Origin of the sequence: Spiroplasma kunkelii CR2-3x (genome assembly GCF_001274875.1) — a bacterium.
GTDB classification, from domain to species: domain Bacteria; phylum Bacillota_I; class Bacilli_A; order Mycoplasmatales; family Mycoplasmataceae; genus Spiroplasma; species Spiroplasma kunkelii.
On sequence record NZ_CP010899.1, the window covers coordinates 703,560 to 718,986 of the forward strand.

The 15,427-nt window shown below is 25.1% G+C and carries 18 protein-coding genes, 4 pseudogenes and 1 riboswitch; of the genes and pseudogenes, 8 read left to right on the plus strand and 14 right to left on the minus strand.

The features are described from left to right. Positions 1-240 precede the first annotated feature (240 nt). On the plus strand, positions 241-402 hold the full coding sequence (locus SKUN_RS09215) for a hypothetical protein (RefSeq protein WP_158500761.1): 162 nt from the start codon (positions 241-243) through the stop codon (positions 400-402). Positions 403-430: 28 nt separating this feature from the next. On the opposite strand, the gene SKUN_RS03915 is transcribed toward SKUN_RS09215, so the two are convergent. From SKUN_RS03915 to deoD, 13 genes and pseudogenes are all read right to left on the minus strand, one after another. After that, entirely contained in the window at positions 431-1,408 is a 978-nt protein-coding gene (locus SKUN_RS03915; RefSeq protein WP_053390937.1) for an ABC transporter ATP-binding protein, read from the minus strand. A gap of 27 nt (positions 1,409-1,435) precedes the next feature. Further along, entirely contained in the window at positions 1,436-3,139 is a 1,704-nt protein-coding gene (locus SKUN_RS03920; protein ID WP_053390938.1) for a hypothetical protein, read from the minus strand. A 101-nt stretch (positions 3,140-3,240) separates the two neighbouring features. Next, a complete protein-coding gene (locus SKUN_RS03925) occupies positions 3,241-3,534 on the minus strand; it encodes a hypothetical protein (protein ID WP_053390939.1) in 294 nt (97 codons plus the stop codon). A 749-nt stretch (positions 3,535-4,283) separates the two neighbouring features. Then, entirely contained in the window at positions 4,284-4,457 is a 174-nt protein-coding gene (locus SKUN_RS10605; RefSeq protein WP_235511349.1) for a hypothetical protein, read from the minus strand. Between the two features lie 18 nt (positions 4,458-4,475). After that, complete coding sequence (locus tag SKUN_RS10610) at positions 4,476-4,712, minus strand: hypothetical protein (RefSeq protein WP_235511350.1); 237 nt, start codon at positions 4,710-4,712, stop codon at positions 4,476-4,478. A gap of 356 nt (positions 4,713-5,068) precedes the next feature. After that, a pseudogene (locus SKUN_RS03935) lies at positions 5,069-5,274 on the minus strand (hypothetical protein). 13 nt (positions 5,275-5,287) lie between these two features. Next, a pseudogene (locus SKUN_RS03940) lies at positions 5,288-5,500 on the minus strand (hypothetical protein); the annotation flags it as partial. Then, entirely contained in the window at positions 5,476-5,625 is a 150-nt protein-coding gene (locus SKUN_RS09220) for a hypothetical protein (RefSeq protein ID WP_158500762.1), read from the minus strand. The gene SKUN_RS09220 and the pseudogene SKUN_RS03940, both read right to left, overlap by 25 nt. A 141-nt stretch (positions 5,626-5,766) precedes the next feature. Next, on the minus strand, positions 5,767-6,354 hold the full coding sequence (locus tag SKUN_RS03945) for a nucleoside 2-deoxyribosyltransferase (RefSeq protein WP_053390941.1): 588 nt from the start codon (positions 6,352-6,354) through the stop codon (positions 5,767-5,769). Between the two features lie 15 nt (positions 6,355-6,369). After that, on the minus strand, positions 6,370-6,981 hold the full coding sequence (locus SKUN_RS03950) for a bifunctional 4-hydroxy-2-oxoglutarate aldolase/2-dehydro-3-deoxy-phosphogluconate aldolase (RefSeq protein WP_053390942.1): 612 nt from the start codon (positions 6,979-6,981) through the stop codon (positions 6,370-6,372). Beyond that, the gene (locus SKUN_RS03955) at positions 6,981-8,969 is read right to left on the minus strand and encodes a transketolase family protein (RefSeq protein WP_053390943.1); all 1,989 of its coding nucleotides are present in this window, start codon (positions 8,967-8,969) and stop codon (positions 6,981-6,983) included. The genes SKUN_RS03950 and SKUN_RS03955 overlap by 1 nt, the downstream gene beginning before the upstream one ends. Then, entirely contained in the window at positions 8,945-9,559 is a 615-nt protein-coding gene (locus tag SKUN_RS03960; protein ID WP_053390944.1) for a deoxynucleoside kinase, read from the minus strand. Before SKUN_RS03960 ends, SKUN_RS03955 begins: the two co-directional genes overlap by 25 nt. 19 nt (positions 9,560-9,578) lie before the next feature. Continuing rightward, complete coding sequence (gene deoD / locus SKUN_RS03965; protein WP_053390945.1) at positions 9,579-10,289, minus strand: purine-nucleoside phosphorylase; 711 nt, start codon at positions 10,287-10,289, stop codon at positions 9,579-9,581. A 397-nt stretch (positions 10,290-10,686) separates the two neighbouring features. Continuing rightward, a riboswitch (cobalamin riboswitch) is annotated at positions 10,687-10,858 on the minus strand. A 108-nt stretch (positions 10,859-10,966) separates the two neighbouring features. Between deoD and SKUN_RS09225 the strand changes: the two genes are divergently transcribed. The 6 genes and pseudogenes from SKUN_RS09225 to SKUN_RS03985 form a co-directional block, all read left to right on the plus strand. After that, positions 10,967-11,116, plus strand: a complete 150-nt coding sequence (locus SKUN_RS09225; protein ID WP_158500763.1) for a hypothetical protein — start codon at positions 10,967-10,969, stop codon at positions 11,114-11,116. A gap of 278 nt (positions 11,117-11,394) precedes the next feature. Beyond that, the gene (locus tag SKUN_RS03970; protein WP_235511352.1) at positions 11,395-11,694 is read left to right on the plus strand and encodes a hypothetical protein; all 300 of its coding nucleotides are present in this window, start codon (positions 11,395-11,397) and stop codon (positions 11,692-11,694) included. Continuing rightward, a pseudogene (locus SKUN_RS11625) lies at positions 11,583-12,193 on the plus strand (hypothetical protein); the annotation flags it as partial. The gene SKUN_RS03970 and the pseudogene SKUN_RS11625, both read left to right, overlap by 112 nt. A gap of 37 nt (positions 12,194-12,230) precedes the next feature. Then, positions 12,231-12,563 carry a hypothetical protein gene (locus tag SKUN_RS03980; protein WP_235511378.1) on the plus strand — a complete coding sequence of 111 codons (333 nt, stop codon included), beginning with the start codon at positions 12,231-12,233 and terminating at the stop codon, positions 12,561-12,563. Continuing rightward, positions 12,563-12,658 carry a hypothetical protein gene (locus tag SKUN_RS11890; RefSeq protein WP_456299944.1) on the plus strand — a complete coding sequence of 32 codons (96 nt, stop codon included), beginning with the start codon at positions 12,563-12,565 and terminating at the stop codon, positions 12,656-12,658. Before SKUN_RS03980 ends, SKUN_RS11890 begins: the two co-directional genes overlap by 1 nt. After that, positions 12,625-13,494: pseudogene (locus SKUN_RS03985) on the plus strand (spiroplasma phage ORF1-like family protein); the annotation flags it as partial. The gene SKUN_RS11890 and the pseudogene SKUN_RS03985, both read left to right, overlap by 34 nt. 29 nt (positions 13,495-13,523) lie before the next feature. Here the strand turns inward: SKUN_RS03985 and SKUN_RS09230 are convergent. Beyond that, the gene (locus SKUN_RS09230; RefSeq protein ID WP_053390946.1) at positions 13,524-14,021 is read right to left on the minus strand and encodes a lipoprotein; all 498 of its coding nucleotides are present in this window, start codon (positions 14,019-14,021) and stop codon (positions 13,524-13,526) included. Between the two features lie 119 nt (positions 14,022-14,140). Here SKUN_RS09230 and SKUN_RS03995 point away from each other — a divergent pair, with 119 nt between their 5' ends. Then, a complete protein-coding gene (locus SKUN_RS03995) occupies positions 14,141-15,115 on the plus strand; it encodes an IS30 family transposase (RefSeq protein WP_053390947.1) in 975 nt (324 codons plus the stop codon). Positions 15,116-15,427: the final 312 nt, after the last annotated feature.

Genomic DNA, 15,427 nt, shown 5'->3' on the forward strand with positions numbered 1-15,427 from the left:
GTTAATATCAAATGACAATAAAAATTGAGATAGTGACTTAAATAATTAAATTTGTGAAATGTGTGGTTGGTTGGAGTTTAAAAAAAGATAGCATTCGGTCCTTCATATGTATGCAAGTAGATTTAATTTCAAAAACTGAGCGTTGCATCCCTGAAAAGAGAACGAAAGAAGGAAAACAATATATGTCTGGTGGAAAACATAAAAATATGATTTCAGATTATTAAATAAATGGAGGTAACTATGAAAAAGAAATATTGTCTTAAAAAAAGATATTGAGGTTATTGTTTTACATGTAATAAAGAAAATGAAGAAGAAATTGAAAATAGATTAGTTAAATATACACTTTCAGCAGATGAAATTACAGATGAACATTGAGCATTAGGTAAACAAAATTACATTTAAAATTTATGCTGGTTAATTAACCTTGTTGCTATTTCTTCAACTGTTTATTTCGTAATTTACGATTAGTAGTCATATTAGGAGGTAGCGTAATATTTAATTTTTGTAATAGAAAATCAAATGAAAATTCAACTTCACTAATTTTAGAAATTTTAATTTGATTTTTTAATGCATATTGAGTAACATAATATAAATGTAATGGTGAATTTAAAACAAAATTTAATGAATTATTTGCTCGATCATATCAGTTTGGCACTCGGTTTGAATTAAAATAACGAATCATTGATTGGGGATTATTAGTCACTAGATAATAACTATTTTTAATATTAAAGGCAGCTAATTGCCCCGTATAAATTTGCGTTCCATTCATTACCATTGTAAATTCATCAATATAGTCTTTAATTTCATCTAGTAAATGGGATGAAAAAAAGACAGTTTTACCGCGAAGTGTTAATTGTTTTAAGTAAAAAATAATTTTTTTTCTATTATTAATATCTAATCCCGCTTCTGGTTCATCTAAAATTAAAATTTCAGGATCATGAATAATACCTTGAATAATCATTACTCTTTTTTTCATTCCTGATGAAAATGAATTAACATCTTTATCACGGTGTTCTCAAATTTCTAATGATTTCATTAAATATTCAATGCGGTCACGAAAATATTTCCCTCGCAAACCATTTGTTTTTCCTAAATATTTTAAAAAATTATAAGAACTAATATTTTCAGGAAAAGTAACAAACTCAGGAACATAACCAATCATTTTTTTCATACTAATTTTTGTTGCTTTTTTACCAAAAATTGTAATATCACCATGAAAGCCCTTTAAACCACCAATTAAAGATTTGATAAAAACTGTTTTTCCACTTCCAGAAGCACCTAAAATGGCATGTAATTTTCCACGACTAACATTAAAATTAAATGGACCAACAATATTATTTTTAAACTTTTTGCTAAAATTACGCGAAGCAATTGCCACATCGCTAAGTACTAATGTATTATTATTCATGTTTTAACATCTCCTTCCCCCTTGCTCTTAAATAATATTTTTGCGACATAAAATTAAATAAGCATTAATTAAAAATAAACCAGATATTCCTAAATAAACATATAACAATAAATTAATATTTAAAAATGGTAGTACATCAAGGTCAACTTTTTTATCTTGTTGTAATGCTATTGGGAAATCTTGATAACTCATTAAATAATTGTTTTGAACACTAAAATCAATATTACTTCGTTGCAATGGTTCAAATCAAAATGGAACATATGATAAAGAACTTGTTCAAATTTGATTTCAATGTTCAATAATATTAATTTTAGAAATTAATTCATAAGTTTGAATTAAATCATTATATTTTTGTCATTCGGTATTTATTTTAATTAGTACACTTTCAAGTAATTTATAATCCATTATTTTTTTTAAAATATTAATTTCAATTTCTCTTAAAACATAAAGTGTTTTAATTTCAAAACCATCTTCAATTCTATCTTCGGCGCCAAAATAATTAATAATTCAATCTTGAAACTCAGTACCATTATCATATTCTGAATCAACTGGTGATATCCCAGTTCGAGCAGATTCAGAACGAAAAACATTTACTTGATTAAATCCATTTGGCTCAGATAACTTTCGTTCTTCTGTTCATACTTTACTATCAGATGATGATAAACTATAATATGATTTTTCTAAATCAAAGTAAAATATTGAATTTCCATTTAAATCATTTGTTATAAGATACAAGTCTCACGATTTTGCACTTCTTCCAATAAAGTTAATAGCATCAAGTAATTCTTGATGAATTTCATTATTTGAATCTAATTCTTCTGGTGATTTGAAAAAGAAATTTGTCGCAAAGTTTACTTTCATTTGAAGATTACTCCCGCCAACTTTATTAATAATTTCAAAAATGGTTTCATCCTTATTATAATATTTATATTTTGTTATTTTATCTCACTTATTAAGTTGGCTAATTGTATAACTAGCTTCTTTTGGTTTTGTTAAACCTAATGATTGATAAAATTCTAATCGTTTAATTCTCAAAGTAGGATCACTTGTAATATTTTCATAGTCTCGCGTTTTAAAAACTTTATCTAAATCATCATAATCTCACGAATTATAAAAATCTCAAATTTTGCTAGTTAAATTATCATATTTAATTAATTTTTTTTCTAAATTTCTTTTAAAATTAATTGTACTTTTAATAATATTTACAGGATAAGGTTGCTTAGTAATATTAGTGTCAACAAATGATAAATCAATTGTATTAGCTAAACTCATAATTAACGAATATGATATCCCACCAACTAAAAATAAACTACAGAAAATAACAACAATTAATAAAACTAATTGTGAATTTAAAAAAGTTACCGCAAATAAAATACCACTTGATGCAAAATAAAATAATGCTAAAGAATATAAAAATAAAGTAAATCGAGAATATGGTTTGGAAATTAAAAGTAAATATGTCCCATCTTCAAATTCTCGACCAAAAATTTTAATGATAACTAACAACACAAACAATAATAATAAAATATTATCAAAAATAAACACTCCGTATTTAAAATTTTTTAAAAAATCATAAATATTTGTTGAAGATAAAAAAAGAGTAATTGCAATTGCACTAAATAAAACAAGTGACAATAACACTAAAACTCAAACTGCCATTGAACGGCGAATTTTAAAAATTGAAAATGATATTATTGAATATCATGAATTTGATTTACCTTTTTTAAGCATTTTATTCTCCATCTATTTTCTTAAATTACTCAATTTATGTCTCTTAATTTTATAGCAAGGTATTCATCAAGGTAATCATATAATATGTATTTTATCATTTTTTAATTTGTTTTACTAGTATAACTAATTTTTAAATTATATTTAAAATTACCTTGTAAGTGAAATTGTTCAAACGCTTGTTCATGAACATATGACATAATATTAATAATTTTTTCATTATTTTTTAAATCAACAAATTTTCAACTAATTTTTAAGTGTTTGATATTACCGTTTTGATAAATATTTGTAACTTCAAGTTTTGCTCGATATTGTTTATTTAGTACTGATTCTAAATTATTTTTTGGGCTTGGGAAATTTCAATTCTTGTCCCTAATGCTGATAAATAAGCTTGTCATGCATCAATAGTAAAGATCATTGAGTTATTATCATATAATTTTAAAATAGAATTAAAACGTTTTGTAAAATCTTTTCGCTAATATTTTACCACTATACCACCGTTTAAATCAACAACACCATTGATATTAATAACACCAGAAGCAACTACTGGTTTGATCTTAACACCAAGATGTAAAGCTGCTTGCCCAGTATATCTTTTAATATTTATTGCATCTAATTGCAGCAGAATAATATATTAGACGTTATCATTTATCATTTCTGGTTCTTGCAGTAATGTAATTTTTAGTTTGTTATTTTCTAATAATGTTTGATGGGTGAAAAACCTCTAATAATTTTAATAATTCTGGTTTAATTAAATCAATATCTAATGCCTGTACTTCAATTAAATTCAGTGGATTTTTAGTAAAATCATAACTATATTGTGAAATATCAATTATTTCTTCCTCAATAATTTGGTCATCAAAATTATTGTATTTTAAATAGTATCTTTATTCTCATTATCTTTATAGTTATCCCCTTTATTTTAATCTTTAACTTCACCAACCGGATTATCATCCCTTGCAATAATTTTAGAATTAACTAAATTAGAATGAGATGATTGCCAATGCATTTCATAACCAATAACACCAATCCCGCTTGTTAATAAGAAAACAGAAATAATTACTAAAATTCAAAGTTAATGTTTACTTTTTCGTTTAACATTAGTAATTTGAATAACTTCTGCATTAGAAACGGGGATTGGTAGAAATTAACCTAACATATTATCATCAAATAATACTGAATTGTTGTTACTTAAAACATTTAAATTTTTGTTATCATTTAAATTATAATGTTGATTATTCTTATTTTTTAAGCTTAATATAACATCATTAACAATTTTTTCATTTAATATTAAACCTTGTGGAAGATACTTTGACTCCACGTTATCACTATTAATCTCTTATTTTAATAAATCTTGTTTTCAAAATAATGTATAAAAATTATTATTAAATTTAATAATTATAATAACCTTTGAAGCAAGTGCAGTAATTTGATCTTTCAAATAATATTTGAAAAACATTAAATTATTAATTTCTTGCGGGTTATTATTTTTAACTTCTTTTATTGCTTGTGCTAATTGATTTCAATATTTATTGCACATTTCTTCTTCGACAATATAAAAAATATCTTTCAACATAAAAACTCCTTATATAATTAATTTAAAATAATTTAATACATTTTATAATTATTACATTATATAATTTTCTTATGGAACAATTTTTTTTATTGTAATTAAACCACATTTATTCAAAAAAAGGAATTTAATTAATTATACTATATTATTAAATTAAAAATAAATATTTTATTCAAACAAATAAAAACCGCTAATTAGCGGTTTTTTATGTAATTAAAAATAGTTAATTTTGGTAATTTACCTAAATTTGTTGTTAACTTCATTTGTCCTAAATCCTCTTTTACTATTGGAGGTTCAGGTAGGACAACAGAAAAAGAAACTTTAACTGAACCATAATAAACTATTCTTGGGTTATTATCTTATGACATATATAAACTCAATATTGTTAACATTAACGGATGACTAAACAAAACTGCCATTCTGCCAAATAATCAAATCAACCAATTATCAGAATTATAAAAATCCATAATAATATTTTTGCTGATGTAAATTGATTAATAATAACAGTAATAAAACCAGTACCAAATATCGCAATTGCTGCCACCAATAAAACTAATTTAATCATTATTTATGCACTCTCCTATATCCTTGTTCTCTTGTTTTTGCATGCCTTCTGCTGTTCGTTCTACTGATTTTGTTTTTCAAATTTCATAATCCGCTATATCTTGGAAAATACCAATTCGCATAATAAAGAAACAATTAAAAAAATTAAATTCTTTTTTAGCAACAGGTTTTTTCAATGAAATTGGAATAATAATGCCACTTGCTAACTGACGAATATTATTTCAAATCTATTAATAACATTATCTTTTCCATACTTAATTACTAAGGACCGCAAAAGAAAATAATGTTTTTTTCCATTAAAAAATCAACTCCTTTCTGAGTTGATTTGTTGCACTTCGATTACAAAATGCATTAAATAATAAAATGGTTATTATTCTTTAACTATTTATTTTTTATATCCAATAATTTTTTTATAATTCTTTTCTATTAATTTCACAGCATAAAATAAAAAGAGTTATAAATAATATAACTCTTCATTAATTTATTAATTAATTTAAATAAAACAATCAAAACCATGATATAAAGTATCTTCTCTTTCTTTAAAAATATCTTTAATATCATATCTTTTTCGATACTCTTCAATTCTTCCCGTTTCAATAGCTTTAATTGCTTCACAAGATAATTTATGCGAATTACATAATGTCATTTGAGGAACATCACCATTATTTAATGGTTCATAATATAATGCTCCTGTAATCATTTCGTTTAAACCAAAACCAGGATATTCTCCTTTTAATATTCCTTGATGTAAACGAAAGTCAGAAATAATTGGGAATAAATATTTATTTTTATTATGAATTGCTTGTTCAACTACTAAACCAAATTCCATATGAGTTCCTGAATCTCAACCATCTAATTCTAAAATAACATAATCTGCTTCAGTTAAACCAACATAATCTAATTCAAAAATTGCTTTATTTGTAGGACGTTCTTTTTGATTTGTTTCAAAATCAACTGGATTTTCAATAATAAAGTCTGGAAACATTTCACGTAACATATCTCCTTCACGTTTTCTTGTGTTTCATTGGGCCTCAGTAAACATACTACCCGCATTGTAAATTACTTTTTTATTATCTCTCATATTATTTTTTCTCCTTTATTGATTAATTATTGTTTCAAATTTTTTAAATTTTTTTATATCAAGACCTGTACTATTAATATCACCAGTGATAAAAGCACCAATAGCAATTAAATCATATCCTAAGTTTTTTGCTTCTTCATAATTTGTTAAATTAATTCCTCCTGAAGCCATATAAACTTTTGTTGGAAAAAATGTTTTAATTGTTTGAATAAAATTTAATTTTAATGCTGTTGCTGGGAAAATTTTAATAATTTCTCATTTAGCATTAACAATATTATTAACTTCTTGTAGTGTCATTGCCCCCGGAATATACAGTAAATTATTTTGATGACAATATTCACTAACTGCTTGGTTAAAAACTGGCCCTACTAAAAATTGAGCTCCGGCTGTTGCTGCTTGCATTGCTTGTTCTAATGTTAAAACTGTTCCTGCTCCAACTCCAATTGTTGGATACTTGTTACGAACAAAACTAATTAATTCTGCAACATTAGGAATTGTGAAAGTTAATTCTAAACATTTAACTTGTAAATTAATTAACTGTTCACAAATTTGTTGAGCAACAACATAATTATGATTTCGAATTACATAAAAAGTTTTATATTCTAATAGTTTTTCTAATGTAATCATTATTCTCCTAAATATGCTGTAATTCTATTAATAATAGAAGTTTGATCTAATTGCTTATACTTAATAACAGCATCCGCACTTCCCGATAAACCATAATCATCAACACCTAACATTAAGCCAGTTTTACCAACAAATTTATATCAAACATAATCATTTGAAAATTCAATTGCAATTACTTTTGTTATATTATTTGGTACAATTTTTTCCCGATACTCTTTTGACTGTTGTTCAAATAATTCAACAGAGGGCATTGATACAACACGAATATTTTTCTTAATTGTCTTAGCTGCAACAATTGCTGGTGCTAATTCAGTTCCTGTTGCAATAATAATTGCCTCCAATGGTTTTGTCTCATCTTCAGCAACAACAATATATCCCCCTTTTAACGTTTGTTCTCAACATGTTTCTGCTAATTGATATGGGGTATCTTGTCGCGATAAGATTAAAGCTGATGGAGCACTTTTTGCTTCTACGCTTGCTTTCAAACATCCAATTGCTTCTTTAATATCCGCTGGACGAAACACATTTAAATTCGGACAATTTCGTAGCATTGCTAATTGTTCAACTGGCTGATGTGATTTTCCATCAAAACCAACACCTATTGAATCATGTGAAAAAGCAAAAATTACGGGTAAGTTTTGAATACAAGCCATTCGAATACATGGTTTCATATAATCAGCAAAAATTAAAAATGTTGAATTAAATCCTTTCAAACCTTGGTGTAATTCAACACCAATGCTAATTGTTCCGGCAGCAAATTCACGCACTCCAAAATGAACATTATTATTTTGTGGTGTTGATGTTGTTCATGAACCATTATAACCAATAATTTTGGTTGCAGTTCCCAAATCAGCACTACCTCCAAACATATTATTTAAACACTTTTGTTGATAATATTTAAACACATCACCCATAATAATTCGTGTTCCTGCTTTTTTATCTTTATCAGTTGTTAATAACGCTTCAAAAGCTTTTAAATCAACCGATGGAATTACAAATAATTCTTCATATTCCTTTGGAAATGCTGCTTTGTAAGAAGTTATTTTTTTCTTTCATTCTTCATATTTTGTTGCTCCTCGTTTAGCAAAAGTGTCTTGTCAATGTTTTTTAACATCATTATCAACATAAAATTGAGGATGATTAAAATCATAAAATGCTTTTACTTGTTCCATCTCCTCGGGAGTAAATGGTGAAGAATGCATAGGTGAACCTTGTTTTGGATGCCCATAACCAATAATTGTTTTACATTCAATTAATGTTGGTTTATCAGATTTTTGTGCTTGTTCAATTGCTTTTTGAATTGCTGGTAGATCCTCATCTGCGTTTTCAATTCGAATATAATTTCAATTTTGTGCTTCAAAAAAACGTTGATAATCAATTTTTAAAACATCATCACATTTTGTATCTAATTGGCAATCATTTGAATCATATAACATAATTAATTTATTTAATTTTCATACCCCAGCTAATTGGATTGCTTCAATTGCTCCGCCTTCTTGCAAATCACCATCGCTACATAAAACATAAGTATAATGGTCAATGATTTTATAATCTGGTTTATTAAATTTAGCTGCTAAATGTTGTTCAGCTAATGCTATTCCAACTCCATAGCCAACTCCTTGTCCTAGGGGACCAGAAGAATTATCCACTCCAGGAGTAACACCATATTCTGGATGAGCTGGCGTTTTTGAATTAATATGACGATAATTTTTTAAATCATCAATTGTTAAATTATAATCAGCTAAATGTAAAATTGCATATTGTAAGGTTGAAGCATGTCCTGGAGATAATACAAAACGATCACGATTAATTCAATCAGGTACTGCCGGATTAGCAATTAAATTATTTAAATAAATTGCTTGCATCAGTGGTGCTGCACTTAATACAATCCCTGGGTGGCCAGTTTTATTATAAATAATAGGATCTAGTCCTAAAATTCTTAAATTACTTAAACTTTTTGTTTCTATATTATTATTTTTGCTTTTCATTTTAATTTCCTCCTTATAATGCTTATTTTTTCTGAAAAATCATCACTGTCAGCATCAATAACAATAAATTGATAATCATTTTTTAATTCATGATATAAAATTTCATATTGTTCATTTAACTTTTCCCAGTAATAATATGGGGTTTCTAATTCTAATTGACGTCCACGTTGTTTAATTCGTTCAACCGCTTTTTCAGTTGAAACTTTTAAATAAATAATGACATCAAAGCCTAATTTTTTATTCAAAATTGGAACAATAACATTTTGAAAAAAACGATTATAAACTTTAAAATCAATTTCATTCATAATTTTTAATAAGTAGGAAACTCGCACAAAAACAGGGTCTTCTAAAATTGTGCGATCAAAAACAGTATCCTCTAAATTATTAATGTTGAAAAATTGCTCAATTCTTGTTGTTAACATATAAATTTGCATTTTAAAGGCAAATCCTTCCATATCTTGGTAAAAATCTTTAAAATATGGATTTTCTTCTAGTGGTTCTTTAAATAAATTATAGTTTAATTGTTTACATAATTCTTCACTAACTTTTGTTTTTCCTGCTCCAACGGTTCCAAAGACTGCAATTTTCATTTTATTGCTCCTTTCGTTTTTAACCAATTAATTGAACAGCAGTATCTAATGCTAATTCAACCATTGTCATAAAATTATTTTGGCGTTCCAATGCCGTAGTAACTTCTTTAGTTACAAGATGGTCAGAAACTGTTAATAATGTTGCTGCATGTTTTTGAGTAACAATTGCATTAGTAAACAAAGCATATGATTCCATTTCAACAACATCTAACTTATGAGTATGAGTAAAGTCTAATGAATCATCATAACGATAAAAAACATCTGCTGCATGAGCAATTCCCGTGTGAGTTTTAATTCCTTTTTCTTGTGCTACAGTTTCAATTTCATTAAATAATTTTTCACTTGCAGCAATTAAATTATTATCAATATTAGCTGCAATTTTTGCATAATTACTTTCGCCAAATGCTTCACGAACATTAAAGATATCATAAACTTTAATATTTGGATTATAACTTCCGGCTGAACCAATTCTAATAATATAATCAACATCATAAAACTTAAATAATTCGTATGAATAAATTCCAATACTTGGACAACCCATTCCACTTCCAGCAATTGTTACCTCAATGTTTTTATATTTGCCAGTATACATTAACATATTTCGAACTTCATTTACTAATTTTAAATTTGTTAAATATTTCTCAGCAACGGTTTTTGCCCGTAATGGGTCTCCTGGCATTAAAACAACTTTTGCAATTTCTTCTTTTTTGGCATTAATATGTGGTGTCATTTTTTATTCCTCTCTTTTCCGCTTAATTTAATTACCAATAAATACCTATCAATGCTATTTTTATTTAAAAAGTAAGGATATTTAAAAAAAACGAAAAAGAATATTGTTGCATATTCACATAAATGATGTTTAATTTTTACGATTATTTTAATTAAAAGTTTAAGACAAATAGCAAAAATAAAACTATTTTAAATCAAATGCTATTAAACTTTTAATTATTAATTAATTTTATTATTTATTATCTTTTAAATAATACCTCTTGATAGGATTACTGCTTTAAATTAACAACTAAAAAACGCTTTTTGACGTCTTTCAAATTATTATTTAATAGTTTTCACTAATAAATAATTAATCATCTAACCCCAGAGATAATAACTATAAGTGCAACATTGATATTTTACCAATGTTTTTTTAGATCGGTCTACTGGCTTAGTTTCACTTTACTCACTATTCCTTCTCAAGAAATATTTTCTCAATGGAATGATGTTAGCTTTCATCCACTTTACAGGTGCTGGGTCAGCCTAGGATTCACACCTAATTCCCGTAACATCCAAAATTGCTTTTTAAAGTTGTTAAAATAATAATATAAAGTTTACTTTTAAAATGCAAGTTAAAATTAACAAATTATTTGTGGAAACTTAGATTAAGTATACCGCTTTTTTCATCGTGTAATCGAAGTGCAACAAATCAACTTTGAAAGGACTTTATTTTTTAATGGAAAAAAACATTATTTTCTTTTGCGGTCCTTAGTAATTAAGTATGGAAAAGATATTGTTATTAATACTATAAATAAAATAGTAATTAATAATGAAAAAGAAAATGAATAAATTATCCGCGTAATTTATTAGCGTTAATTTATTCAATATAGTTTATTTTGAGCATAGCGAACACGCGAAGCGTGCTGCGATATTTTTAGAAAAGAGATGTAATATATTATTTTTAGAAGGGAGTTATATTATGCCAACTTGATTAACGACAATATTTAGTGTTGTTATTATATTATGGATTTTTGCTTAAATTGGTTTATCAAATTATCAAAAAATTAAACAAATTCAAAGAAAGAAAAAAGAAAAAAAGAAATTGAAAGAAAGGAGGATAAAAAATAATGTTAGGTATGTATTTAACAACAGCAGTTAATTTTTTAGCAAATACACCTAAAACTATGTCTGAGGATATGACTGGTATTTGAACTGGTTTATCTAGTGCATTATGAAAAGTTAAAGAAGATATAACAAATATTTTACCTGAGATAATGGTTTTTTTAGGTGATACGTGAATTATTTTAATTCCGCCCCTCCTTATGATAGTGTTATTTTATTTGATGAAAGTTATTTGTATATTGATGGAACTAGTCCTCACGATGAGAAAAAAGTTCATAGTGGTAAAATACCGTGAATTGTTTTAGCGAGACATTTTGGTAATCGTGCGTTGTTTACTGCTCAGCGTGAGGGTATGATTTTAAATAATATTCGCCAGTTAGCAAGTGGCATTATTATTCCAATTTCATTGAAAAAACCTGTTGCTAAAAAGGATTTAATTTTTTTAATAGTTTCTTTATTATGCTAATTGGAATTTTCCAAGATATAACGGATTATGAAATTTGAAAAACAAAATCAGTAGAACGAACAGCAGAAGGTAAACAAGTAAAACATTAGTCGGATGTTGGATTAGGAATTCGGTTTTTTAAAATAATTATTCCGCTTGAATTTGCCAATAAGTATGATAGTCAATGGTTAAAATTTGTGCTTGATTAAAAAAATGATGAAATTTTTAATAAAAAAGAATATTATTGGTTGAAAATAACAAAATTGAGTGTTAAAGAGCGATTGGAGTTATTTGATATTGATATTTTGAAAAAAAATTTAAAACCTAAAAAAGAGAAAAGAAACAAGAAAGATGATTAATTTATTAGATGAAAATAATAATAGTAATTAAGACAAGATTTTTAGTATTTTTTTTGATATATTTTTGTTTATTTTTGATGTAATTTGAAATACAAAATTACCGATGACAAATACGTCAATTGCTTATTTTTTAATATTTTTTATGGTTATTAAATTATCGATTTATGCAATTCACGGGACATCAACACAATATAATAATTTAGGTTCAACAGTTAATAATGGTGTTTTGCAAGCATATTCATCAACCGTACGAAAAGATATTGGAATAGGTAAAAAAGTTTATCACAATAGTAATAAGCAACAAGTTAAACGAGAAATTAAACGTCAAAATATTAGACAACAAGCAAAAATTAAAAGAGGTGTTAAATAATGATTAAATTAGTTTTATTGGTGGCAGCAATTGCGATATTTGGTATTGGTTTTATGACTGTTATATTGATAATTTGCAATATGATACTGTTTTAGTTAACTTTTTTGCGTTAAAATTGCAAAATTTTAATAATATTTTATTGAGTGAAAATATTAATGATAAATTGCAATTTGATAAATTATTAAATAGTATGTTTAAGATTTCACAGAAATTTTATACTAATTATTTACGAACGATTTTTGATTTATAAAATAATACTTATGTTTAAGATTATAATAAAAAATATGGTTTATTAGTAAATAATGGTTTTAAAATTTATCCACGATATTTTTATTTTTCAGATAAATATAAGCAATTAGATATTAAATTATATTCAGCATTTAAAAATCGGTTTTATACGATTAATAATTATGGTAGTGTTTTTAATTATGATTTTTCGGTTTCTAATGATTATAATATTAAGTTAAATTCTGGTTATGTTTTTGGTGGTGATTTACAAAATAAATATGGTTTGCAATATAAAAAAATTGAAGAACAAAAAATCGGTTATAATGTTTTTGAATTGCAAGCTCAAAAAGAGAATGATATGTATCGTTATTATGATTTTAATTTTGGGATTTATAATTGACAAGAGATAAATAGTGGTGGTTTATTCCCTGATAAGCAATGATGACAAGTACAATATGTAACTCCCAAGGGTTGATGAGATTTTGGTGCTCATATTAAAAATGCCGTAATTTGAATTGTTAATACTATTCCGGGAGTTAAACAAGTTAACGAGTTAGCGAGTGGTGTTGGTAAGGTTTTTGAGACAGTATATAGTTTTTTTAGTCAAATATTTGGGGTATGAAAATTTAATCCTGCGTTGTATAGTACAATAATAAATATCTTTTTATTAATTATTTTTATGAAATTTGTGCGATTAATATAAAAAAGGAACTGTTATTTAGTTCCTTTTTGTTATTTTCAATCAGTAATTTCACCGGTTTTTTTGTTGATTGGTGATGTTTCAGGTTCATTTAAACCACCATCTCAACGATAAAAAACTAAGTTATCTAGAGTTACATATTTTGTAGTACCAAATTTTATTCCTTTATATGTTTTTCCATCAGCTGTATTATTAAAATCAAAAAGTTTAATTTTATTATTTTCATCATATTTTTCTTTTAATATAAATTTATTAGCAAATATTAAAATATATCATTTATCATTTTTTACTTTAAATTCTTTTTCTAAATTTTCTTTAGAATTATCAACTAATTTTCAATTACTATTTTCTGGTGGTTGTTGTGTGTTATATGATGGTTTTGGTGATGGTTTTGGTGATGGTTTTGGTGATGGTTTTGGTTTATTACTTGCCTCGTTTTCATTATTATTTTCTTTATTACAACTGATTAATGTTGTTGTACTTGTTGCGGTTAATCCGATTGTTCCTATTATGCTAAGTAATTTTTTCATATATATTGTTCTTTTTTATTGTTTTATATATAATTGATTTTATCATATATCAATTATATATAAATTATTCGTATTAAATATTAAAAATTTTATAAGTTAATGAAAGGTATATAAATGCTATGTATAGTCATTTAAGTTTTATGGATAAAGTTAAATTAGAACAGTTATTTTTATCAAAAATTTTTTTAAAAAATAATGGTAAGCAGAATATTTTTGTAATTGCTAAATATTTGAATAGACATAGTAGCACTATTTTAAGAGAAATTAAACGTTTTAAAACTATTGAAGAATATAGTTCTTATAAGTCAAATAAAATGTATTATGAGAAAAGAAAAAAGAATAATAAAAGATGTAATTTTACAGAAGAACAGATTAATTTTATGAAAATTAGACTTAATAAATATCGTGATTCTCCGATAGAATTTATTTATAGTTATTTTTTAAAATTTGGTGTTAAATTTCCGGTTTCTGTTAAAACATTGTATAAATGAATTTGTTTAGGTTTTTATGGATTTTTAAAACAAAATTTACGATATCGTGGTAAAAAATTTAAAACAAAAGGAAAAAAAGATAATCGTGGTCAATTAACTAATTTTAAGTCAATTTGAAACATTGAAAATAAATTTTCTAATGTTGGATGATTTGAAATGAATACTGTTGTTGGTAAAAATCATCAATCTTCTCTTTTAATTTTAGTAGAACAATCAAGTAGAAAATATTTTGCAATAAAATTAGAAAATCATACTGCTAATGAAGTTTTTGAAAAGTTTAAAGAATTAGTTAAAGTAAATAATTTAATTGGGAAAATTAAAGGCGTAATAACTGATAGAGGAAGAGAATTTTATAAATGAAGAGAATTAGAAATATTCGCTGAAACACAAGTATATTTTTGTGATGCTGGTTCACCACAACAAAAACCTTTAATTAAATATATGAATAGTGAATTCAGACATTGATTTTCTAAGGAAATTGATTTTAATAAAGTTAGTCAGAAACGATTAAATTGAGTAGTTAATGATGTAATTAATGAAAAAATACGACCCTGTTTAAATTGAATAAGTGCAAAAGAAATGTTTTTACAGAATATTAAATAAATTTATTAATTAAAATTTAATAAATTATTTTTTAGTGTGTTTAAATATGGATAAAATAAAAGAAAAATTAAAATATTTTAATTTTTTTTAAATTTATGGTTGATTTTTGTAATTTTTATTATATTATTTAGTTAATAAAGATTTGTTGCAGTTCATTTTACACGTTTCATAATCAGATTTTTAACTTAGCGGTTTGTTAATTTAAAATTAATATGGTAAAGTTAGTATTGTAAATGATTTTATGAAATGGTTAATATTTCTTAAAATAAATGACTTTAATTAACTGTTTTTATTAATAAATTATTATAAATT